Origin of the sequence: Novosphingobium sp. (assembly GCF_030696665.1) — a bacterium.
Lineage (GTDB): Bacteria > Pseudomonadota > Alphaproteobacteria > Sphingomonadales > Sphingomonadaceae > Novosphingobium.
This window is the reverse complement of record NZ_JAUYRV010000040.1, coordinates 113,749-134,052: the sequence shown is the minus strand read 5'-3', so window position 1 is coordinate 134,052 and position 20,304 is coordinate 113,749. Positions and strand designations below refer to the sequence as shown.

At 63.5% G+C, this 20,304-nt stretch carries 22 protein-coding genes and 1 tRNA gene; 16 read left to right on the top strand and 7 right to left on the bottom strand.

Annotated elements, in window-relative coordinates; all coding sequences use genetic code 11:
- Positions 1–100: 100 nt before the first annotated feature.
- From Q8R81_RS11530 to arsH, 6 genes are all read left to right on the top strand, one after another.
- Positions 101–1,486: an RNB domain-containing ribonuclease gene (locus Q8R81_RS11530; protein WP_305617936.1), complete on the top strand. Its 1,386-nt coding sequence runs from the start codon at positions 101–103 to the stop codon at positions 1,484–1,486.
- 77 nt (positions 1,487–1,563) lie between these two features.
- Positions 1,564–1,637, top strand: a tRNA-Cys gene (locus Q8R81_RS11525).
- A 169-nt stretch (positions 1,638–1,806) separates the two neighbouring features.
- Positions 1,807–2,154: a helix-turn-helix transcriptional regulator gene (locus tag Q8R81_RS11520; protein WP_305617934.1), complete on the top strand. Its 348-nt coding sequence runs from the start codon at positions 1,807–1,809 to the stop codon at positions 2,152–2,154.
- A gap of 23 nt (positions 2,155–2,177) precedes the next feature.
- On the top strand, positions 2,178–2,606 hold the full coding sequence (arsC, locus tag Q8R81_RS11515) for an arsenate reductase (glutaredoxin) (protein WP_305617932.1): 429 nt from the start codon (positions 2,178–2,180) through the stop codon (positions 2,604–2,606).
- A gap of 14 nt (positions 2,607–2,620) precedes the next feature.
- Positions 2,621–3,694: an ACR3 family arsenite efflux transporter gene (gene arsB, locus Q8R81_RS11510; protein ID WP_305617930.1), complete on the top strand. Its 1,074-nt coding sequence runs from the start codon at positions 2,621–2,623 to the stop codon at positions 3,692–3,694.
- Complete coding sequence (gene arsH, locus Q8R81_RS11505) at positions 3,691–4,455, top strand: arsenical resistance protein ArsH (RefSeq protein WP_305617928.1); 765 nt, start codon at positions 3,691–3,693, stop codon at positions 4,453–4,455. Before arsB ends, arsH begins: the two co-directional genes overlap by 4 nt.
- Here arsH and Q8R81_RS11500 read toward each other — a convergent pair.
- The 4 genes from Q8R81_RS11500 to Q8R81_RS11485 form a co-directional block, all read right to left on the bottom strand.
- Positions 4,437–5,009: a hypothetical protein gene (locus tag Q8R81_RS11500; RefSeq protein ID WP_305617926.1), complete on the bottom strand. Its 573-nt coding sequence runs from the start codon at positions 5,007–5,009 to the stop codon at positions 4,437–4,439. The two genes, arsH and Q8R81_RS11500, sit on opposite strands and share 19 nt — an antisense overlap.
- Entirely contained in the window at positions 5,006–6,361 is a 1,356-nt protein-coding gene (locus Q8R81_RS11495; protein ID WP_305617925.1) for a HAMP domain-containing sensor histidine kinase, read from the bottom strand. The genes Q8R81_RS11500 and Q8R81_RS11495 overlap by 4 nt, the downstream gene beginning before the upstream one ends.
- Positions 6,358–7,044 carry a response regulator transcription factor gene (locus Q8R81_RS11490; RefSeq protein WP_305617923.1) on the bottom strand — a complete coding sequence of 229 codons (687 nt, stop codon included), beginning with the start codon at positions 7,042–7,044 and terminating at the stop codon, positions 6,358–6,360. Before Q8R81_RS11490 ends, Q8R81_RS11495 begins: the two co-directional genes overlap by 4 nt.
- 102 nt (positions 7,045–7,146) lie before the next feature.
- Positions 7,147–7,986, bottom strand: coding sequence for an SH3 domain-containing protein (locus Q8R81_RS11485; RefSeq protein ID WP_305617921.1), 840 nt, complete (start codon positions 7,984–7,986; stop codon positions 7,147–7,149).
- 297 nt (positions 7,987–8,283) lie between these two features.
- On the opposite strand from Q8R81_RS11485, the gene Q8R81_RS11480 reads away from it, so the two are divergent.
- Positions 8,284–9,600, top strand: a complete 1,317-nt coding sequence (locus tag Q8R81_RS11480; RefSeq protein ID WP_305617920.1) for a family 1 glycosylhydrolase — start codon at positions 8,284–8,286, stop codon at positions 9,598–9,600.
- Between the two features lie 43 nt (positions 9,601–9,643).
- On the opposite strand, the gene Q8R81_RS11475 is transcribed toward Q8R81_RS11480, so the two are convergent.
- Positions 9,644–12,820 carry an autotransporter domain-containing protein gene (locus tag Q8R81_RS11475; RefSeq protein ID WP_305617918.1) on the bottom strand — a complete coding sequence of 1,059 codons (3,177 nt, stop codon included), beginning with the start codon at positions 12,818–12,820 and terminating at the stop codon, positions 9,644–9,646.
- Positions 12,821–13,142: 322 nt separating this feature from the next.
- On the opposite strand from Q8R81_RS11475, the gene Q8R81_RS11470 reads away from it, so the two are divergent.
- The 5 genes from Q8R81_RS11470 (at position 13,143) to Q8R81_RS11450 (ending at position 15,946) form a co-directional block, all read left to right on the top strand.
- A complete protein-coding gene (locus Q8R81_RS11470; RefSeq protein ID WP_305617916.1) occupies positions 13,143–13,772 on the top strand; it encodes an RNA polymerase sigma factor in 630 nt (209 codons plus the stop codon).
- A complete protein-coding gene (locus Q8R81_RS11465) occupies positions 13,745–14,542 on the top strand; it encodes a hypothetical protein (RefSeq protein ID WP_305617914.1) in 798 nt (265 codons plus the stop codon). Before Q8R81_RS11470 ends, Q8R81_RS11465 begins: the two co-directional genes overlap by 28 nt.
- A 42-nt stretch (positions 14,543–14,584) precedes the next feature.
- The gene (locus tag Q8R81_RS11460; protein WP_305617912.1) at positions 14,585–15,076 is read left to right on the top strand and encodes an asparaginase domain-containing protein; all 492 of its coding nucleotides are present in this window, start codon (positions 14,585–14,587) and stop codon (positions 15,074–15,076) included.
- 156 nt (positions 15,077–15,232) lie between these two features.
- On the top strand, positions 15,233–15,553 hold the full coding sequence (locus Q8R81_RS11455) for a hypothetical protein (RefSeq protein ID WP_305617910.1): 321 nt from the start codon (positions 15,233–15,235) through the stop codon (positions 15,551–15,553).
- Between the two features lie 33 nt (positions 15,554–15,586).
- Positions 15,587–15,946, top strand: coding sequence for a hypothetical protein (locus Q8R81_RS11450; protein ID WP_305617909.1), 360 nt, complete (start codon positions 15,587–15,589; stop codon positions 15,944–15,946).
- A gap of 196 nt (positions 15,947–16,142) precedes the next feature.
- On the opposite strand, the gene Q8R81_RS11445 is transcribed toward Q8R81_RS11450, so the two are convergent.
- Positions 16,143–16,565: a putative quinol monooxygenase gene (locus Q8R81_RS11445; RefSeq protein WP_305617907.1), complete on the bottom strand. Its 423-nt coding sequence runs from the start codon at positions 16,563–16,565 to the stop codon at positions 16,143–16,145.
- Positions 16,562–18,121: a glutamine-hydrolyzing GMP synthase gene (guaA, locus tag Q8R81_RS11440; RefSeq protein WP_305617905.1), complete on the bottom strand. Its 1,560-nt coding sequence runs from the start codon at positions 18,119–18,121 to the stop codon at positions 16,562–16,564. The genes Q8R81_RS11445 and guaA overlap by 4 nt, the downstream gene beginning before the upstream one ends.
- A gap of 93 nt (positions 18,122–18,214) precedes the next feature.
- Here guaA and Q8R81_RS11435 point away from each other — a divergent pair, with 93 nt between their 5' ends.
- The 4 genes from Q8R81_RS11435 to Q8R81_RS11420 all read left to right on the top strand — a co-directional run bounded on the left by Q8R81_RS11435 (position 18,215) and on the right by Q8R81_RS11420 (position 20,234).
- Positions 18,215–18,418 (top strand): hypothetical protein, encoded by a 204-nt coding sequence (locus tag Q8R81_RS11435; protein WP_305617904.1) that lies wholly within the window; start codon positions 18,215–18,217, stop codon positions 18,416–18,418.
- 145 nt (positions 18,419–18,563) lie between these two features.
- Entirely contained in the window at positions 18,564–19,424 is an 861-nt protein-coding gene (gene gluQRS / locus Q8R81_RS11430) for a tRNA glutamyl-Q(34) synthetase GluQRS (RefSeq protein WP_305617902.1), read from the top strand.
- Positions 19,421–19,651, top strand: coding sequence for an HIG1 domain-containing protein (locus Q8R81_RS11425; RefSeq protein ID WP_305617900.1), 231 nt, complete (start codon positions 19,421–19,423; stop codon positions 19,649–19,651). Before gluQRS ends, Q8R81_RS11425 begins: the two co-directional genes overlap by 4 nt.
- Before the next feature lie 22 nt (positions 19,652–19,673).
- Positions 19,674–20,234 carry a cob(I)yrinic acid a,c-diamide adenosyltransferase gene (locus Q8R81_RS11420; RefSeq protein ID WP_305617899.1) on the top strand — a complete coding sequence of 187 codons (561 nt, stop codon included), beginning with the start codon at positions 19,674–19,676 and terminating at the stop codon, positions 20,232–20,234.
- The last annotated feature ends 70 nt before the right edge of the window (positions 20,235–20,304 follow it).

The window sequence follows — 20,304 nt, the reverse complement described above, 5'->3', positions numbered from 1 at the left end:
ACTGATGTATTCGAAGAACCAGATGGAAGCCGTGCGCGCCGGAATGGAAAAGCGGCCAGCAGAATTTGTCGATCCGTGATCTGCTGCTAAGCCTGCCAGCATGAAGGCCATACACGATCCGTCCGGCGCGCTCACCGCTGGCCTCGCCGCGATCCGCCAGCAGTACCAAGTGCCGCAGGGCTTCCCGCCGCAAGTGCTGGCCGTGGCCGAGGCATCGGCAATGCGCGCGCCCACGGCGCATGTTGACCGCACCGCCATCCCCTTCGTTACGCTCGATCCCGCCAGCAGCACCGACCTCGATCAGGCCCTGTGGATCGAACAATCGGGCGCAGACCTGATCCTCCACTATGCCATCGCTGATGTCGCATGGTTTGTGGACGATGGCGATGCAGTCGATGCCGAAGGGTGGAAGCGCGGCGAGACGCTCTATCTTCCCGATGGCAAGGCCGGCCTCTATCCCTCGGTCCTGTCTGAACGCGCCGCCAGCCTCCTGCCCGATGGCCCGCGCCCGGCGGTGGTCTTCACCGTGCGCCTCGCCCCCGATGGCACCGCGCGCCTCGATCATGCCGAACGCGCGCTGATCCGCAGCCGCGCCAAGCTCGCCTACGATGCGGTGCAGGACGCCGAACTTCCACCCGCTTTCGCCGAATACGCGCGGCGCGTGAACGCTGCCGAAGCATCGCGCGGGGCCGCTCGCGTTGATCCGCCCGAACAGGAAGTCGAAGCCTTGGGCGATGGCCGCTATGCGCTCGCCTTCCGCCCGCTGCTGCCATCCGAACGCCGCAATGCGGCCATGTCGCTCTCGGCAAACCTCGCCATCGCCGATGCACTGCATCAGGCGGGCACCGGCCTGTTCCGCGTCATGGCCGGGCCAGACCAGCGCGCCGTGTCCCGCCTGCGCACCACTGCCGCAGGATTGGGCATCGCGTGGGAACACGGCGAAGAATTGAAGTCACTCGAACGCCGCCTCGATCAGACGAACCCGCACCACGCCGCCTTCATGCTCGCCGTCCGCCGCGCGGGCAACGGCGCGGGCTATGCACCGTGGACAGCGGGCGAAACACCGTGGCACGAAGCCATCGCCGCCACTTATGTCCACGCCACCGCCCCGTTGCGCCGTCTGGCAGACCGCTATGTGATCCGCGCCACTCTCGCCGTCGTCCAAGGCCAGCCCGTCCCTGCAGAAGTCGCAGACGCCTTCCAGCGCCTGCCCACCGTCATGGCCCGATCCGGCGCGCTGTCCGGGCAGATCGAACGCGCGGTGATCGACCTTGCCGAAACTGTCATGCTCCACGGCCGCACCGGGGAACACTTCGCCGCCTGCATCACCGACGCCGATGGCGATTCGGCCCGCGTTCAACTGATTGATCTGCCGGTGGTCGCTCGCGCCAAGATCCCCAATGCCACCCCCGGCCAGCGCCTGGACTTGCGCCTCGAAGCAGTCGACTCCACCAAGCGCCGCCTGACTTTCGCCCCAACCACCTGAACCCGGCGCAAGAACCACTTGCGACACCGCCCCGTTCCGGCTAACCGCCCCGAACCACGCAAGACACCTGCGATCGAGGCCCGATGGCGGAGTGGTTACGCACCGGATTGCAAATCCGTTTACGCCGGTTCGATTCCGGCTCGGGCCTCCAGAAACTGTCGCGCGAACATCTGCGGACAGTCGGGAAAAGCGCTGAGAGCGCATTCTTCAACCTACCCGGAATCGCCGGACAGCAACCAAGCATAATTCGACTTCTTTCGAATTACCGTTTGACGCATCTGTTTGCCATGATATTTCCATACTTCTCGAAAGGTGGTGTGATGAGCGATCTTGAACCGCAGGATTGGGCCGTCGATGCGCTTGGCGCACTGGCGCATGAGACGCGGTTGGCCGTGTTCCGGTTGCTGGTTCAGTCAGGCCCTGATGGCATGATTGCTGGCGCTATTGCCGAACATCTGGGCGTGCCGCCTTCCACCCTGTCGCACCATCTGGCCACGCTGGAACGCGCCGGGCTGGTCCAGTCTGAACGCGAAAGCCGCCTCATCCATTACCGCACCGATTTTGCCGGAATGCGCCGGTTGCTGGCTTTCCTGATGCAGGATTGCTGCCAGGGCGCGCCCGAAATGTGTGCCGATCTGCTCGGCACCATAACTTGCAACCCTGCGTGAACCCCCGCACCGGAGCATCAAGCATGACCGACATCGTGATCTACCATAACCCCGAATGCGGCACGTCGCGCAACGCTTTGGCGATGATCCGCAACGCCGGGATCGAACCGCACGTGGTGGAATACCTGAAAACGCCGCCATCGCGCGCCTTGCTGGAAAGCCTGATCGCGCGCGCCGGTATCAGCCCGCGTGCGCTGCTGCGAGAAAAAGGCACGCCCTTTGCCGATCTTGGCCTGAGCAACCCCGATCTGACAGATGCGGACCTGATCGATGCGATGATGGCACATCCCGTGCTGATCAACCGCCCGCTGGTAGTCTCGCCGCTTGGCGTAAAGCTGTGCCGTCCTTCGGAAGAAGTGCTCGATCTGATCCCGGCGGCACAGCGCGCCGCCTTTGCCAAGGAAGACGGTGAACGGGTGGTGGACGCCGCAGGCAATCGCGTCGGCAACTGACGCAAGGAACAACCATGACCGATCAGCCCCAGCGCGAACGCCTGTCGTTCCTCGACCGCTATCTTACTTTGTGGATATTCCTCGCGATGGCGCTTGGCGTCGGGCTGGCTTCGGCTTTCGATTGGCTGCCTGCGGCCATCGACAGCCTGTCATGGGGCAGCACCAATATCCCCATCGCCGTCGGCCTGATCCTGATGATGTACCCGCCCCTTGCGCGCGTGCGCTACGATGAACTGCCGCGCGTGTTTGAGGACAAGCGCGTGCTGGCGATTTCACTGATTCAGAACTGGATCATCGGCCCGGTGCTGATGTTCGCGCTGGCCGTCATCTTCCTCAGCGACAAGCCCGAATACATGACCGGGCTGATCCTGATTGGCCTTGCCCGCTGCATCGCTATGGTCATCGTCTGGAACCAGTTGGCCAAAGGTGACAACCAGTATGTTGCCGCACTGGTCGCGTTCAATTCGATCTTCCAGATCCTGTTTTTCAGCCTCTATGCGTGGTTTTTCCTCTCGTTCCTGCCGCCGCTGTTCGGGCTGGAAGGCAGCGTGATCGATGTCAGCTTCTGGACCATTGCCGAAGCGGTGCTGATCTATCTTGGCATCCCGTTCCTCGCCGGGTTCCTCACCCGCAAATGGCTGGCAAAAGCCAAGGGCGAGGAATGGTACGAGCGGACTTTCCTGCCGAAAATCGGCCCGATCACGCTGGTCGCGCTGCTGTTCACCATCGTTGCCATGTTCAGCCTGAAGGGCAACGAAATCGTCACGCTGCCGGGGGACGCCCTGCGCATCGCCATTCCGCTGACGATCTACTTCGTGGTGCAGTTCAGCATCAGCTTCTTCATGGGCAAGCTGATCGCCAGCGATTATCCGCGCACCACCGCCGTGGCTTTCACCGCTGCGGGCAACAATTTCGAACTGGCGATTGCGGTGGCCATTGCGGCCTTCGGCCTTGCCTCACCGGTTGCTTTTGCCGCAGTGATCGGCCCGCTGGTGGAAGTGCCGGTGCTGATCCTCTTGGTCAACGTTGCCTTCTGGTTCGGGCGGCGCTGGTTTCCCGATACGGTTCCAGCGGACAGCCGCGCATGAATTCCGCCGATTTCACGCGCCTGCGCACGCTGATAGATGCCGACCATCTGCCCGCGCTGAAGCCCGAATACGCCCATCGCAAACCCGCCCTCGGGCTGGGCGCGCTCGATCCCCCGCCGCGTGTCCTGCTGCTCTACGGTTCCTTGCGGGACCGGTCGTTCTCCCGGCTCGCTGTGGAGGAATCGGCCCGCTTGCTGCAGTTCTTCGGGTGCGAAACGCGCATTTTCGATCCGTTCGATCTGCCATTGCCCGATCAGGTCAGGGGTGACGATCACCCCGCCGTGCATGAACTGCGCGAACATGCGCTGTGGTCAGAGGCGCAGGTCTGGTGCAGCCCGGAACGCCACGGCCAGATCACCGGCATCATGAAAGCGCAGATCGATCACCTGCCTTTGGCCTACAAGGGCCTGCGTCCCACACAGGGGCGCGCGCTTGCGGTCATGCAGGTTTGCGCCGGTTCGCAATCGTTCAACAGCGTCAATACCTTGCGCATACTTGGCCGCTGGATGCGGATGTTCACGATCCCCAACCAGTCGTCCGTGGCCAAAGCTTATGACGAGTTTGACGAGGGCGGGCGGATGAAGCCATCAGCCTATTACGACCGGATCGTCGATGTCATGGAAGAGCTGGTGCGCTTTACCGTGCTGCTGCGGCCACACGCAGACCAGCTGGTCGATCGCTATTCCGAACGCAAGGATCGCGACGAGCCAGTGGATACGCCGGTGGAAGCAGCGGCCATCGCTCAGTCGATGACGAGGTAGTATCCCGCCTCATTGCTCGATGTATTGCTCAGCACGATCTCGAACCTGCCGCTGAACAGCGGGGTCCAGCTGCATTCGCGGCTGCGCGCCTTGGCGGGAGGGCAGACCGGCTTGGCCTCGCGGTCAAGCACCGTGAAATCGAGCGGGGCCTTGTCTGGCGTCGCCACGGCCACCCGCGCCGCGCGGCCCCCGTCGAACAATTGCGGCAGGCGGACCGTGGCGCCGGGGTTCAGCTTCCCAGCCTTGTAGGCAGGGCCAAGAACACGCCCGCGATAGGGCGGCGAGTTGGGCATTTCGGCCTGCGCGCGCCATTGCGCCACGGGATCGGCGGAACCTTCAAGCGGCTTTGCGCCCATCGCATCAAGCGTGGCGATCAACGTGCCAAGGCGCTGCGGCTGGCCCTGCGCCGCATCAGCCAGCGCCAGCAATTGTGCTACGGCTTCGGCACGTTCTGTCGCTGCGGGAAGCGACCGTTCCGCCGATGCGGACGTGCCAGCCATGCAACCACCCAGCAGCGCGGCAAGTGTGAACAGCGCTATTGGTTTCATCGTCATGGTGCAGGCTCCAGAATGAATTGCGCGCCGGTTGGACCATCGCCCAGCCGCAGCAGCATGCCGTGGCGCTGCGCAATGGCGCGGGACAGCGCGAGGCCAAGGCCGTGGCCCGGCTTCTCGCCGGGCAGCGTGGCACGGGCAAAGCGCTGGAAGATGCGCTCATGCTGATCGCGCGGGATGCCGGGGCCATCGTCCTCCACCGCCACGCGCGGACCGGGGGAAAGCGTCAGCCGCACATGCCCGCCTTCGGGCACATACTTTATCGCGTTGTCGAGCAGGTTTGAGACAAGCCGCGTGATCTGCATGCGCTCGCCCAGCATGGTCACACCCGGCGCGATGGCAGTTTCGAACGTAAGGCCGCTTTCCTCTGCGCTTGCCTCATACAGTTCGGCAAGCCCGGTCAGCAGCGCGCTCAGATCAAGCTCTGCCAGCCCCGCCAGATCGCCCCTGCGGCTTTCGGCAGACGCAATGTCGAGCAGCGAATCGAGCATCGTGGCAATGCCGCGAATGTCCTCGCGCGCATGGGCCAGCGGTCCGCCGGGCGGTTCGGGTCGTTCCTTCATCACCGCGCCCAGCCGATTATCCAGATGCATCAGCGGCGTGCGGATCTCGTGCGCCACATGTTCGGACACCTGCTTGTAGGCTTTCAGCAATTGCGCCTGCCGTGCCAGCAACCGCGTACCGTGGCCTGCCATCTCGTCAATCTCGTCGCCCCCGCGCTGGCGAGCGGGAAAGCTGGCCGCACGGCCATCAGCGGCGGCCCCCAGCGCTGCGTTCACCGCGTTCATGCGCCGGGCCAGATGCCGCGCGGTGATCCACGCCACCAGCGCCACCGCCCCCACAATCGCCGCCCCTACACCCAGAAACGCGGCGGACAGCACGACCAGCGCCGCACGATCGCGTTGATATTCGCGCGCCACCAGCAGTTGCAGATCGGGCGCCAGCATGGCTCCTTGGGCATAAACCGCTGTGCCATCGGCCAGCGTGATGAACCCTTGTTCCGAACGTGCGGCGTTGATTTGCGGCCAGCGCGGCTGATCCCCCGCCAGCGGCTTTCCGGCCGCATTCGCCAGCAGATAGTGTGATCGCCGCGCATCAAGGCTCACCACCGCCTGCCGGTCCGCCACGCGGCGCAGCAGTTCCTCACGCCCGCCCGTGGCGTATATGTCGATAAGCCCGGCCATGTCGGTGGAGACCGTGGCGGACAGCGACGCTCGCGTCTGGCGCTGCACGGTGATCGTGGTCACCGCAAACAGCACCACCACCGCAATCACTGCAATCAGGATGGCCGCAGCGGTAAACTGTCCGAAGATCGAGCGCTTGCCGCGCCGCAAGGGCCGTGCTGCGCTCATTCCCCTCTCGTCAGCCGGTATCCCGCGCCCCAGATGGTTTCCAGCGCGGGTGCGGCAAAGCCGTCCTCCAGCTTGCGCCGCAGCCGCCCGATGTTCACGTCCACCACGTTGGTCTGCGGATCGAAGTTCATGTTCCACACATCGCGCAGCAGCATTTCGCGCGTCACCGTTTCGCCCGCGTTTTCCATGAAATAGCGGAACAGCGCAAATTCGCGCGGGGACAGCGGGATGTGCTTGCCGCCACGAAATCCGGTGCGCGCCTTTACGTGGCATTCGAACGCGCCGTAGATGATCACCGCCCCATGCACCGCGCCTGCCGCCCGCCGGTGCAGTGCCCGCACCCGCGCCACCAGTTCCTGCGGCTCGTAAGGCTTGGCAAGGTAGTCATCCACCCCGGCGTCCAGCCCTTCGATCCGGTTTTCGCTGCGCCCCAGCGCACTCAGCATCAGCACCGGCGTGCCCACGCCCGCGGCGCGCAGGCGCGATACGATGGTCAGCCCATCAAGATCGGGCAGCATCCGGTCAAGGATGATCACGTCAAACGGCTCTGCTCCGGCCCGTTGCAGGCCTGCCGTGCCGGTCTGCTCCCACGCCAGCCGGTCCCCATCGGCGCAGATCAGCGCCTGCACCGCGTCCGCTGCGCGCGGATCGTCCTCTACATAGAGGATGTTCAGATTGCCCATCAGCCTTGCACCCCGGCGTGATCCATTCCGCAGACCAGACCGCCCGACGTGATCTATTCACGCCGGACGGTGGTCTTGCAACTGCTCAGTTTCTCGCGAAAGTCAGCGCATGTCCTCAACCGAGACCCAGCCTTTTGTGCCAAAGCTGTCACTGACCTCGATCAAAAGACCCGTGCGCTGCCCGGTGGGGGTGAGAGCGGTTCCGGCGCGCACGGTGCGGAGCGTTGCAGACTTGGTATCGGCCGAAGCGAACATCTTGGTATCGACGGCGGTCACAGCCGAAGCCGATGGGGCAGGGGCAGCCGCTGCCGCCGCCGGGACCATCGAGGCCAGCGCCGGGCCTTGCGCCGAAACGCCGTTGAACGCCTTGATGAAGGCCTCAATCAGCATCTGCCCGTCCTTGCTCCCGGCATAGGCCGCGCCGGTTGCGCCATTGGCCACAGCGCCAATCGTGCCGCCTGCGCCACCAAACGAGATCGAGGTTTTCTTCACCTCGCCAGCCCCTTGCGCGACGGTCTGCCCGCTGGCCGGGCTGATCAGGCGGATGCCGGCGGCCACAACCTTCTTTTTGCCGCCAAAGCCCCCGAACATGCCCATCATCGCGCCCGCACCTGGAACGCCGCGGATCAGGCCGCTGGCCGCGCCAGACCGCACAAGCCCTTCCATCGCCACGCCCTTGGCCGTCTCGATGGACTTGTCGACCTCTTCCTTGTCACCCGCAATCACGTTCATCAGGAACGTGGCAGGCTTGCCGCTGGCCGGATCATGCAGGGTAAAGCACCCGGATTCACGCGCCATCGCGGCGATCAGCTCACGCGGGGAACTGAGGCCATACTTGGTCCACCCCTGCGTATCGCCATCCACCAGCGCGACCGACCCGATGGCCTTGTCACACTTGGTCAGCGAAACCGGTGGTTCCTTGTCGGCTGCCTGTGCAGCCATCGGAATGCCCCCCAGCAGACCTGCGGCAAGGGCAACAGAAGCGATAAACCTGATCTTGCGAAACATGGACCGACACCCCTCGATAAACCTGCCGCATCGTGTTGGCGGCTACGGGGTGACAATGCGCTTTGGCGGGGCTGACTCCCACACAACAGTCCTGTCATGCCCATGACAATGGCCGTTAGGTTTGGCGGTTGCGATGCATAGGCTCAGGCGATGGCAGGCCGACAATATGCTATTTCTCGTGATGGACAAAATCCGATACGATGGAATCAAAGCATTTCTACGGGAGAGTCCATGTTTGATCGCCGCACCGCCCTTGCCGGGGGCATGGCACTGGCCGCAACGCCCGCCATCGCCCGCACACCGCAAGGCAAAGCCGCTTCCAAAGCTTTCCCGTCGGGCTTCCTGTGGGGCGCGGCCACCGCACCGCACCAGATTGAGGGCAACAACACCTCCTCGGACCTGTGGTTTCTGGAAAACCAGCAGCCCACCATCTTTGCCGAGCCATCGGGCGATGCGGCCAACAGTTTCTTGTTGTGGGAACGCGACCTTGATCTTGCGCGCGATCTTGGCCTGAACAGCTACCGCTTCGGCATTGAATGGGCGCGCATCGAACCTGAGAAAGGGCGTTTCAGCCCCGCGATGCTCGCCCACTACCGCCGCGTGATCGAAGGCTGCCGGGCGCGCGGGCTGGCCCCCATCGTCACCTACAGCCACTTCACCGCGCCGCTCTGGTTCAGCGCGCAAGGTGGCTGGACGAACCCGGAAAGCACCGAACTTTTTGCCCGCTATTGCACCCGCGTCACGCAGGCGATGGGCGATGTGATGCATTCGGTCATCACGCTGAACGAACCCAACATCCTGCTGATCCTCAAACCGATGCTCCCCCCGCCGGTGTGGGACATGCAAAAGCGCACCATCGAAACCGCCGCCCGCCGCCTCGGCGTAAAGCGCTTTGTCTGCGCCAACGTCGCGGGAATCGAAGACCTGCCCGATTTGCAGAAAGGCCTGCTCGCCGCCCATGCCGCCGCTCGCACGGCGATCAAGGCGGTGCGCCCCAATCTGCCTGTCGGCGTTTCACTTGCCATGCTGGATGATCAGGCGGTCGGTCGCAATTCGATCCGTGATCGCATTCGCGCAGAACTCTACGGCGCATGGCTGGAACTTGCCAAAGCGGATGATTTCATCGGTGTGCAGAATTATGAGCGCGCCATGTGGGATGCCAAGGGCCGTGTTCCTGCGCCTGCTGGCGCAACGGTCAACTGGGGCGGGGCCGAAGTCTGGCCCGGCTCGCTTGCAGGCGCGGTGCGCTATGCCCACGCCGTAACCGGACGCCCGGTGCTGGTGTCCGAACATGGCGTCGGCACCGATAGCGATGCTGTGCGCGCGACCCTCATCCCGGCGGCGCTTGTGGGCCTGAAGCAGGCGATGGACCAGGGCGTGCCCGTCCTTGGCTATTGCCACTGGTCGCTTATAGACAACTTCGAATGGATCTTCGGGTACAAGCCCAAATTCGGGCTGGCCTCGGTCGATCCGGTAACCTTCGTGCGCACGCCAAAGCCCAGCGCTGCGGTCTATGCCGCCATCGCCAAGGCCAATGCGCTGGCGTAACATGAAAAACAGCGGGGGCAGCGCCAGCCGCCCCCGCATCCCATCAAAACGCGATGCTCAGCGATCCGCGCACCGAATAATCGACAGTGCCCTGAATCTGCTCGGCCCCGCCTGCCAACTGCCAGGTATAGTCCATCCCGCCCGCCAGCACGCGCGCTTCGGCGGTCCAGCCCGATTTCATGGAATCGGGCGTCAGGCGGAACTGGTCCCCGTCTTCAAAGTTCGCCACGGTATCGCCCAGCTTCCCGGCAAGCCGCGAACGGTAGCCGCCTTCCAGTTCCAGCGTCAGCGGGCGGGCATCGCGCGTCACTTCGCCCGCGCTCCACGATGCGGTCATGCTGCCGGTGCCGGTCAGCAGGCTCGATGTGCGCTTGGCCACTTCCAGATAGATCGCTTCCGATCCGCTCTCGGTAAAGCCGTTCTCGCTCAGGCGATAATAGTCGAACTTTGCCATCGGGCGCAGCGAAAGTCCGCTACCCAGATCGAGCTTATACGAAGCGCCGCCTTGCGCCCCGGCAGTCCAGCCCTTCCAGCTGCCCGTCGCCGAATAGCTGAGCGTTGCCGTATCGACCTCGCCGGTAAAGGTGCGTGTGGAACTGAGCGAAACGCGCCCGACCGAAGCCTTGGCATAGGCATAGAACGGCCCGCTGGCCATGCGCCAGAAAGCGCCCAGTTCATAGTTGCTGGCATCGATGGTCTGGTAATCACCGGTTGCGATGTCACCCTTGGTATAGGCGAACGACAGGCCCACGTTGCCGATGTCGGTCACCCGCTCCATCCCGCTCGACATGCCAAAGCCCTTGACCTTGAAGCCAGCCGTGCCGGTTTCATCCTTGCTGCCACGGAAGTAGATCGGCTCAAGCCAGCCGCCCGCGTTGCTGATGTCGAACAGCGAACTGTCGTCCATCAGATGCCGCGAGGCGAGGCGTCCGCTGCGCGTGACAAAGTCGAACACGCCGCCTGCGTAATCGGGCAGCAACTGGTTGAACTGGCCTTGCAGCCCGGCCACATCGTCCACCTGCAACAGGCTGCTGCCGAGCAATTCCACTGCTGTCGCCTGGGTATAGATCGCTTCATAAGCGGCAGACTGCGGTGCCGTCAGGCCCAGCTCGGTTGCGGTCTTGCGTGAAACGTCGAGCACCAGCGTCTCGCCCACCACGCTCACATCGCCATTGAACAGCACCGGCAGTTCGGTGGTCGTGGCATCGAAGGTCGGCGATCCTTCCAGCGTTCCGGCGGTCAGGATGGTATAGCTGCCTTCCGCGTTTTCCAGCGATGAAATCGTCGCCGAAACCTTTGATCCGCTGGCGAAATTGGCGGTGTTCACCACGATCTGCGATGCCGTGCCCTTCTCGCCATCGATATAGACATTCAGCGCGCCGCCCGAATTCACAGTCAGGCTGTCAAACCGCAGCACCGCAACCTCGCTCGCGCCAAAGCTGCCGCCGTTGACGATCACATCAAGGTTATCGGCATTGCTCAGCGTGCCCGCAAACCGCGCGGTATCGCCCAGCGTCAGCGTGCCAAGGCTGCCTGCAAGGTCCACGTTGCCTTCGAAGTATGACGTGCCCGACATACCCATCGTGGCGGTGCCGGTGCCGAAATAGATGTCGCCTTCATATCCGCTGTCGCCAGAAAGCAGCACGGAATCGCTCCCGGCGTTCAGGTAGCTGTCGCCATAGATGCGGCCCGAAGCCACATCCAGCATGTCATTGCCGCTGCCGGTGTGAATGTCGCCGGTGATCGCGGTATAAACCGTGGCGCTGTCGGCGTCGTAATCGTCCTCGGCCTGCTCTTCTTCCTGCGCATCCTTGTCGATGGCGTTCAGCGATTGCTTGATTGTCACGCCCGATGTGTTGGCTGAAAGGTCAATCGCGCGCAGGTCGTCGGTGCTCGATCCCGAAGCCGTGATGAAGCCGCTGTTGTTAATCGTGCTCAGCGTGCCTGATAGATCCTGAATGGCATAGGCGGTGCCTTCGCCCGGCGAACTGAGCGTAGCGCTGATCGTGCCGCTGTTGGTCAGGCTGGGCACCGTCGCGCCCTGATTTATCAGGATCGCCACGGCCTTCTGGTCCACTGTCGTGGCGGTGACGCTGCCCGAAACGCCGATGCCGTTGGCCATGCTCACCGTGCCGCCCTTGCCGCCGATCACCACGGCGAAGGCATCGGTATTGCTGTAAACACTGCTGGCGGTGATTGCGCCGTCAATGCCCAGCGAGAACGTGCCATCGCGCGCCACCGCGCCGCCGATCACGATATTGTCCGTGCCGCCCACCAGCAGCGCCGGGCTGTTGCCCACGGACGAGATCGAGCCATTGATTTCAGATGTATCGGCCACGCCGTCGTCGTCTTCATCGGTGTCGGTATCGCTCAGATCATAAGGCACACCGGCCAGCAGGATGCCGTCCGATACGTTGCCGGTAACTTCGACCACCGCCTTGCCCGTGCGCAGCGCCGTGCGCGAAAGCGTCAGCGATGTGCTGTCGTCGGTGGTGTAAGTCGAGGCTTGGGAAATCGTGCCCTGAATGGTGAACGCGCCATCGATATCGCCATTGAGCACCACCGCCTGCGCGCCCGCGCCGATCACGCTGACCGATCCTTCCACGCTGACATCGCCTGTCACATTGCGGGTGGAAATGCCCACGCTGTTGTCACCAAGCACGGCAATCGTGCCGGTGTTGGAAATGTCGCCGGAAAAGTCTGAATCCACCACGATCCCGCCCGAGTTCAGGCCATCGACCTTGATTGTGCCTGAATTTTCGATTGACCCGGCACTGGCCGCGCCCGCTGCCACGTGGATGCCATAACGGTTGCTGGCAGAAGCGATGGGACCATCGGCAATGCCGTTGGAATCGGTGTCCTCGGCGGTAAAATCCTCGGTCACGGTGATCGCGCCCGCGTTGCTGATTTCGGTGGTGCGGCCTGCGTTTACCAGAATGCCGGTATCGCCATCGTTCCCGCCGGTGTTCTCGATATAGCCGCCATCATCCAGCCCCACCGTATTGTTGGAATCGACGGTCACTGCCGTGCCACCATTGTCCAGCGTGATTGAACCGTCATCACCGATCCAGACGTCGCCCGCCTCCGATGTCTTGACCGGCGTGGTCCGGTCGGCGCTGATGTCAGTGGCTGCGCGCGCCACCTGCGGCACCAGCAGGGCGAGCGCGATGGGCGCTCCAGCCAGCGTGGCAAGGAAAGTGGTGCTGCGAAGATGGTCCATAAACCCCTCATCCATTCAGGAAAAGCTGGCCCGCGCCGGGGTGCGGTCGGCGCGGGCCATTCAGTGTGCGACCCGCAGGAGGACTCGTGCGGGTTGATCGACAGGTTGGAGGTGGTCCGGCTGTGCGCCGTGTGTCCGGCCTCCACCGCGTCTAACGGGGGCACTCAGGCAACCCTTCGCGGGCCTTGCGAAAAAATCTGCGGCTGTGTCTTTTGCGCACTCGGTAAATCCGGCGTTCACGTGGGAACCGGCAGGCAAGGCCGCGCAGCCCGCAAGAGGCATTGGTGCAAAACGGCAGGTATCCTTGACGTTCTACGGCGACGTGAGATCGGAAGTTTTGGCGGGCGATGATGGCCTGCTGGAACCGGCTGACTCGATCCACCGCGAAACTCTCGACGATTCAGCGCTGATGCGCGAAGTCGCGACCGGCTCGGTCGAAGCTTTTTCGATCCTTGTCGAACGCCATTCGCCTGCGCTCTATCGCGTGGCCATGCGCATGCTGGCCGATGCGGCAGAGGCTGAGGACGTCACGCAGGACTGCTTCACCCGCCTCTGGCAAAACGCGCCGCGCTGGCAGCCGAGCGGGGCAGGGCTGGTTGGCTGGCTGCACCGCGTGGTGATGAACCTGTGTTTTGATCGCAAGCGCCGCTTCCGTGTGGTGACGGTCGATGAACTTCCCGATCCGGCGGACGATGCGCCACTGGCGGACCGGCGAATCGAAGCAGAGCAAGCGGCGGTTGCCGTGGGTGCGGCTTTGGCGGACTTGCCAGAGCGGTATCGGGCCGCGCTAGTGCTCTGTTATTACGAAGGTTTTTCGAACGCCCTTGCAGCGCAGGTGCTTGATCTCAATATCAAGGCTATGGAATCACTTCTGTTCAGAGCGCGTCGTCAGATGCGCGGACTGCTTGAGGCGCGCGATGTTTCGTGCGCCGATCTTCAGGCGCAGGCCTGATGGCGCGCAAGGTTCCCGTCTCGCCCGCACAGACCGAAGCCGCGCTCGACGCGGCCCTTTCCCGCGCCCCGCGCCCCGCACTGCCGCCGGGCCTCGCCGCGCGGATCGTGGCGCAGGCCACCGCGCAGCCGCAGTTCGCTCACGCGCCTGAAGCTGCTGCGGTGCCGGAACCGGTTGCACCCACCGCGCAGGTCATTCCTTTCGCTCCCGCAGTGGCGATCAGCGAACCCGCTCCGCCGCGCAACCGGCGTCTGATTTTTGGCGGAGGGTTTGCCGCATTGGCGGCGAGTCTCGCTGCGGTCGTCGTGATCGGTCAGCAGACCACTCCAGCGCCGGATATGCCGAAAAGTGCCGAAATTGCAGTGGGTTCTGAACAGCACCTAGATGCACCTAAAGCGCACCAAGCTGCACCAAACCCGCGTCTGGCCGCAGCAACGCCTGTCTCAACAGCCGCGCCGCGCACTGAAAAAACCGTAGTGCAAATCGCTCCCGACGCGCCGCAAATCGATGTTACTCCGGTGCCGGTCGAAGCCCCTCAACTCGCCACATCGGGTGACCGTCCGCCGCGCGAAGTGGCAGGTCCGAATGTCGATCCATCCGCCCCTCGCGTGGCCCCCAGCGGCGGCTTGATGGGACCGCCCGCACCGCAGCAGGGCTGGGCCTTCACCGGCGGCGCGCCGGGCAGTGGCACATTGCCGGGCGGCCAGTCGATGCCGAGCCACACCACCGGCTCCATGCCCCCTCCGCCGCCGGGTGGCGGGCATCCCTGATCGGCCTGTAACTGCCCGGAAAACCCGGCTATAGGCCCGGAAATGCAAAACAATCCCATCCTTGTGCTGACCACCGGTGGCACCATCGACAAAGCCTATTTCGACGCGCTCAGCGAATATCAGATAGTCGAGAGCGGCATCCCCGCGCTGATCGCGCAGGCGCGCGTCGCCCTGCCGTTCCGGGTGATGGAACTGATGCGCAAGGACAGCCTCGAACTCACTGACGCCGACCGCGCGCTGATTGCCGCCGCCGTGCGCGAGGCGCCAGAAAGCCGCGTCGTCATCACGCATGGCACTGATACCATGACAGAAACCGCCAAGGCGCTGGCCGATATTCCCGGCAAGACGACGGTCCTCACCGGCGCACTTTCCCCCGCCCGCTTTGCCGAAACCGACGCACCCTTCAACCTCGGCATGGCCTTCGCCACCGCGCAGGTTGCGCCGCCGGGTGTATGGATCGCGATGAGCGGGCAGGTGTTCAACGGCCTTAAAGTCAGGAAAGACCGCGCAGCGGGGAAGTTCGTGGCGATTTAGGCGACCGTGACCGGATAGCGGCGGATGCATTTATCAGCCGAAACCAGCGTCATTCCCGCCAGTTTGGTGCCGACGGTCACCGGAAGATCGGCAGGCTCAAACCCAATCCGCAACCACGCGGTGGTTTGTGGCCATAAATCTGCTAGGCGTCGCCACATGACCAACATCCACAGGCTTTCCGGTATCGTCGACGTTGACGGCCTTCAATACGAGTGGGAACTGCGCAGCGAGCCGCAGTGGAGCGAGTCTGAAGGCTGGAAAGGCGTGACCATTGCGTTGCTGCGCAAGCACACCCAGCGCGGAGCCATGCTGGAATTTCCTCCGCCGAAGCGTTTGATGAAAGGCATGCCGCGAGGCCGCCTTCAGATCAGCGACGCGGTTGTGATTCGGGGAATTCAGGCAGCACTGCAAGCCGGTTGGGAGCCTACATCTCGCGGAAAACCGATGGTTTTCATGGTCGATGCGGATGGCAACTAGCCACTGGCTGCGGTGCCGGGGCAAGAGAGCGTCATGAGCATTCCGTCAAAAACATGGAACAGCGAACAGGTCTGCAAATGGCTGGAATGCCGCATTGATGCAGCGCGCCTCGATCAGGCGGCAGCCGACAGGCGGGGGTATGAGGCCCAGGACGACTATGACAAGGCCGCTGCTGAAGAATGGGTCTGCCGAGGTCTGATGGCCGTTGCAAGCAAGGATGATCAGGCCGCGTTTGCCGATCGGCTCAAACAATTGCTGGGCCAGGACGAGTATCCTGTCACGGGTATCTACGATGATCGGCGTTTCGAAAGACATGTCCGGGCCAACCTTAGAAAACTCACCAAGATGACCAAGGCCAACGAAGGGTTCGAGAACACTTTGCGCTACCAGTGAATGCGCCGTGATGTTGAAGAATGCCGCGCATGCAAAGTTGGCAGGTTCGCTTGGCGTCCTGTGTCCAACTGCTTGTTGGAATTACAGCTTTTTCTCGGCATCTCGGGATCGATGAGCGGGCCAAAAGGCGATCACTTCATCGCGATCATCCGGCCTCCCGCCGCCACTGCCCCTGCTTCCCGGCATTCGGCCTGCTTCATTGGCAGTTGGCTGCGGTCCCATCCTTGGCGGGAATCTTGGCGCACAACAGGATCGGATCGGTGTCGAGCAGGTTGAGCGACAGCACCATGTCCGCCGTCGTTTGCTTGTACCGCAGGAAGTGCGGCGACGTGATGTGCGCTTCATAGGCGCGGCGGCTGGCGTAGACTTCGAGCAGCCGGATGTGGTTGGGCCGATCCTTCAGCGCCACCGAATGGAGCATGACCACGCCCGGCTCTTCGCGCACCGAAGCTTCTTGCTCCACCGCAAGGATCTGCTTGTATTCGTCAAGCTTGCGCGGGTCGATCTCAAGCTCGGCAATGCGAACATATGGCGGCTCCTCAGCCGGCGCAGCGATTGCCGTGCTGGCTGGAAACAGCATTATTGCGCCGATGGTGGCCACTGCGGTGAGGCGTGTCATTCCCACTCGATCGTGCCGGGCGGCTTGCTGGTGTAGTCATAGACCACGCGGTTGATGCCCTTTACCTCGTTGACGATGCGGGTTGCCACGCGGCTGAGGAAGGCGGCGTCGAAGGGGTAGATGTCGGCGGTCATGCCGTCGGTGCTGGTCACGGCGCGCAGGGCGCAGACGTTGTCGTATGTGCGGAAATCGCCCATCACGCCGACTGTCTTGACCGGGAGCAGCACGGCGAAGGCCTGCCAGATCGCATCGTAGAGGCCCGCATTGCGGATCTCTTCGAGGTAGATCGCGTCCGCCTTGCGCAGCACGTCGCAGCGCTCGCGCGTGACTTCGCCGGGGATGCGGATGGCAAGGCCGGGGCCGTGGAAGGGGTGGCGGCCGACGAAAATGTCGGGCAGGCCCAATTCGCGGCCCAGCGCGCGCACTTCGTCCTTGAACAGTTCGCGAAGCGGTTCGACCAGCTTCATGTTCATGCGTTCGGGCAGGCCACCAACGTTGTGGTGGCTCTTGATCGTGACCGAAGGCCCGCCAGTGAAGCTGACCGATTCGATCACATCCGGGTAGAGCGTGCCTTGCGCCAGGAAGTCTGCGCCGCCGACTTGACGGGCTTCGGCCTCGAACACGTCGATGAAGGTTTTGCCGATGAACTTGCGCTTGGCTTCCGGGTCCGTCACCCCGGCAAGGCCGCCGAGGAACAGGGCCGAGACGTCCTTGTGGACCAGCGGGATGTTGTAGTGGTTGCGGAACAGGCTGACGACCTGCTCGGCCTCACCCATGCGCATCAGGCCGTGATCGACGAAGACGCAGGTCAACTGTTCGCCGATGGCTTCGTGGATCAGCACGGCGGCCACCGCCGAATCGACGCCGCCCGAAAGGCCGCAGATCACGCGGCTGGAGCCGACCTGCTCGCGGATTTCGGCGATCTTGGTCTTGCGGAATTCGGCCATCGTCCAATCGCCGGTGCAGCCGCAGACGTGGCGCACGAAGTTGGCGATCAGCTTTCCGCCATCGGGGGTGTGGACCACTTCGGGGTGGAACTGGGTGCCGTAGTACTTCTTTTCATCGTTCGCGATGACGGCAAACGGCGCGCCGTCTGACACGGCAACGATGCGGAAGCCGGGGGCGAACTGGGTGACCTTGTCGCCGTGGCTCATCCACACCTGATGGCGTTCGCCTTCCGCCCACAGTCCGTCAAACAGCACGCAAGGTTCGGTGACGGTGAGGAAAGCGCGGCCAAATTCGCCCGCATCGCCGGGTTCTACCTTGCCGCCCAGCTGCTCGCTCATCACTTGCTGGCCGTAGCAGATGCCGAGGATTGGCAGGCCCGAATCGAACAGCACTTGCGGTGCGCGCGGGGAGCCATCGGCGGGCACGCTGGCGGGCGATCCTGACAGAATGATGCCGGTGGGCTTCATCCGGTGGAACGCGGCTTCGGCCTGCGTATAGGGTGCGATTTCGGAGTAGACCCCGGCTTCGCGCACGCGGCGGGCGATTAGCTGCGTTACCTGGCTGCCGAAGTCGACAATCAGGATCGATTCTGAAGGCTGGATGCTCATGCGTGGCCGATAGTGGCACTGGCCTTTTCTGTCCAGATGGTGCCCGAAATGTGACAGTTGCGTTACATGCAACTGTAGTTGCCCCGTTCGCACTTGCAGCATACGTCATTCGGCGTATTTGGGCGTCAGTTCCGATGCTTCCAGCCCACCCTGCCGGATGAAAACGAACTGGGGAGAATGCCTGCAAAGGTGAACCACAACAGGAGGTACACCATGCGTAGCTTTACCGCGATCGCGCTTCCGATCATTTTTGCTGCTGGTCTCAGCGGCATGATGTTCACCGCCACGCTCGTCTGAGCAGCGGTTCGGCCCGAGGGCCAAGGAACGCCAAGCAAGACACAAAAGCGGCTGCCCCAGTGGGGCAGCCGTTTTGTTTGTGTGGTGTGCGCGTTCTTTTTGACGGGCTTTCAGCCACGGCGCAGCGGCGCTAGGCTTGGCCGCGATGACCGTCACCCGCTTTGCCCCCAGCCCCAATGGCCCGCTGCATCTGGGACACGCGTATTCCGCAATCGTCGCCCACGACCGGGCGATGCGTGACGGCGGGGAATTTCTGCTGCGAATCGAAGATATTGATGGTGCGCGGTCTCGCCCGGAATTGGCGCAGGAATTCCGTGACGATCTGGACTGGCTGCAGTTGCAATACCGCGAGGTAGCCCCGCAATCCGAGCGCATTGCCAGTTATCGCACAGCCGCCAATGAATTGCGCGCGATGGGCATTCTCTACCCCTGCACCTGCACTCGCGCTGAAGTGGCGGCGGCTGCCGTGGCGCAGGGGCCGGACGGTCCGCTTTACCCAAGCACGTGCCTGCGGCGGGGGCCGGTGCCCGGTCCGGACGTGGCGTGGCGGCTGGACATGGAGCAGGCGACACTTTTGGCGGGGCCGCTGGAATGGACCGACGAGCGCCACGGTGTGCAACTGGCGCGGCCCGAACTGTTTGGCGATGTGGTGTTGTGGCGCAAGGATGCGCCGGCCAGCTATCACCTTGCCGCGACGCTGGATGATGCCGCCGATGGAGTGACCCATGTGACGCGCGGCGTGGACCTGTTTCAGGCGACGCATATTCACCGGTTGATCCAGCACCTGCTGGGCCTGCCGGTGCCGGTGTGGCACCATCATCCGGTGCTGGTGGAGAGCGACGGGCGCAAGCTGGCGAAGCGCCGTGATGCCCCGGCGCTGGCGGACAGGCGGCGCGCGGGCGAGGATGGGCGGGCGGTTGCTGCCGAAGTCCGCGCGTCTCTGTCTGGTCATGGCCTATTTGACACTGGTATTTCACTGTCCGACGCCATAAATCAGTTGTCATGAACTACTTCCTGATCCCGCTCATCCTCATCTTCGTCGCGCTTACCGTTGTGTCGCTGGTGCGCGGGATTGTGGCGTTTCTGAACAGCACGAAGGATGATCTCAACCGTGATCCTTCGGAGGGAGCATCGCCCAACCAGCTGTTGCAGAACAAGATGATGTTCAACCGCATCAAGTATCAGGGGCTGGCCGTGGTGACGGTGGCGATCCTGCTGGCGTTTTCGCGCTGAAGCGCGCGGGTCCGCACCGGTCATGGTAAAGCTCAACAAGATTTACACCCGCACCGGGGATGATGGCACCACCGGCCTTGTCGATGGATCGCGCCGTGCCAAGCATGATGCGCGGATGCAGGCAATTGGCGACGTGGACGAGGTGAACAGCCTGATCGGGCTGGCAGCTTTGGCCTGTGCTGAGGGGAGCGCCCGCGATTTGCAGCGCATTCAGAACGACCTGTTCGATCTGGGCGCGGACCTTGCCACGCCGGGCGATGACTTTGCGCCATCGGAAATGGTGCTGCGGGTGGTGGCATCGCAGGTGGATTGGCTGGAACGCGCGATAGATGCGCTGAACGAGAACCTGCCACCGCTGCGGAGCTTCATTCTGCCGGGCGGGTCTGAAGCCGCGGCGCGTGTGCATGTGGCGCGGGCTACGGCGCGACGGGCTGAACGCAGCGCGGTGGAGCTGGCTGCGGCTGAGCCGGTAAACCCGCAGGCGCTGGCCTATCTCAACCGGTTGTCGGACTATCTGTTTGTGCTGGCCCGCGCGACCAATGCAGGCAACGACCCGCTGTGGGTGCCCGGAGCTTCGCGCTAGCGGATAGGACGCGCCTCGCGCTAGCGGATAGAACGCGCCTCGCGTTAGGCGCAGGTAGACTCGCCGCCTC

Excerpts from the sequence above, each read along its gene's own strand:
- Q8R81_RS11475 (WP_305617918.1), bottom strand. The coding sequence starts at position 12,820 with ATGGACCATCTTCGCAGCACCACTTTCCTTGCCACGCTGGCTGGAGCG.
- Q8R81_RS11530 (WP_305617936.1), top strand. The coding sequence starts at position 101 with ATGAAGGCCATACACGATCCGTCCGGCGCGCTCACCGCTGGCCTCGCC.
- Q8R81_RS11445 (WP_305617907.1), bottom strand. The coding sequence starts at position 16,565 with ATGACACGCCTCACCGCAGTGGCCACCATCGGCGCAATAATGCTGTTT.
- arsB (WP_305617930.1), top strand. The coding sequence starts at position 2,621 with ATGACCGATCAGCCCCAGCGCGAACGCCTGTCGTTCCTCGACCGCTAT.
- Q8R81_RS11480 (WP_305617920.1), top strand. The coding sequence starts at position 8,284 with ATGTTTGATCGCCGCACCGCCCTTGCCGGGGGCATGGCACTGGCCGCA.
- Q8R81_RS11455 (WP_305617910.1), top strand. The coding sequence starts at position 15,233 with ATGACCAACATCCACAGGCTTTCCGGTATCGTCGACGTTGACGGCCTT.
- Q8R81_RS11495 (WP_305617925.1), bottom strand. The coding sequence starts at position 6,361 with ATGAGCGCAGCACGGCCCTTGCGGCGCGGCAAGCGCTCGATCTTCGGA.
- Q8R81_RS11425 (WP_305617900.1), top strand. The coding sequence starts at position 19,421 with ATGAACTACTTCCTGATCCCGCTCATCCTCATCTTCGTCGCGCTTACC.
- Q8R81_RS11490 (WP_305617923.1), bottom strand. The coding sequence starts at position 7,044 with ATGGGCAATCTGAACATCCTCTATGTAGAGGACGATCCGCGCGCAGCG.
- Q8R81_RS11500 (WP_305617926.1), bottom strand. The coding sequence starts at position 5,009 with ATGACGATGAAACCAATAGCGCTGTTCACACTTGCCGCGCTGCTGGGT.
- guaA (WP_305617905.1), bottom strand. The coding sequence starts at position 18,121 with ATGAGCATCCAGCCTTCAGAATCGATCCTGATTGTCGACTTCGGCAGC.
- Q8R81_RS11460 (WP_305617912.1), top strand. The coding sequence starts at position 14,585 with ATGCAAAACAATCCCATCCTTGTGCTGACCACCGGTGGCACCATCGAC.
- gluQRS (WP_305617902.1), top strand. The coding sequence starts at position 18,564 with ATGACCGTCACCCGCTTTGCCCCCAGCCCCAATGGCCCGCTGCATCTG.
- Q8R81_RS11450 (WP_305617909.1), top strand. The coding sequence starts at position 15,587 with ATGAGCATTCCGTCAAAAACATGGAACAGCGAACAGGTCTGCAAATGG.
- arsH (WP_305617928.1), top strand. The coding sequence starts at position 3,691 with ATGAATTCCGCCGATTTCACGCGCCTGCGCACGCTGATAGATGCCGAC.
- Q8R81_RS11520 (WP_305617934.1), top strand. The coding sequence starts at position 1,807 with ATGAGCGATCTTGAACCGCAGGATTGGGCCGTCGATGCGCTTGGCGCA.
- arsC (WP_305617932.1), top strand. The coding sequence starts at position 2,178 with ATGACCGACATCGTGATCTACCATAACCCCGAATGCGGCACGTCGCGC.
- Q8R81_RS11420 (WP_305617899.1), top strand. The coding sequence starts at position 19,674 with ATGGTAAAGCTCAACAAGATTTACACCCGCACCGGGGATGATGGCACC.
- Q8R81_RS11485 (WP_305617921.1), bottom strand. The coding sequence starts at position 7,986 with ATGGCTGCACAGGCAGCCGACAAGGAACCACCGGTTTCGCTGACCAAG.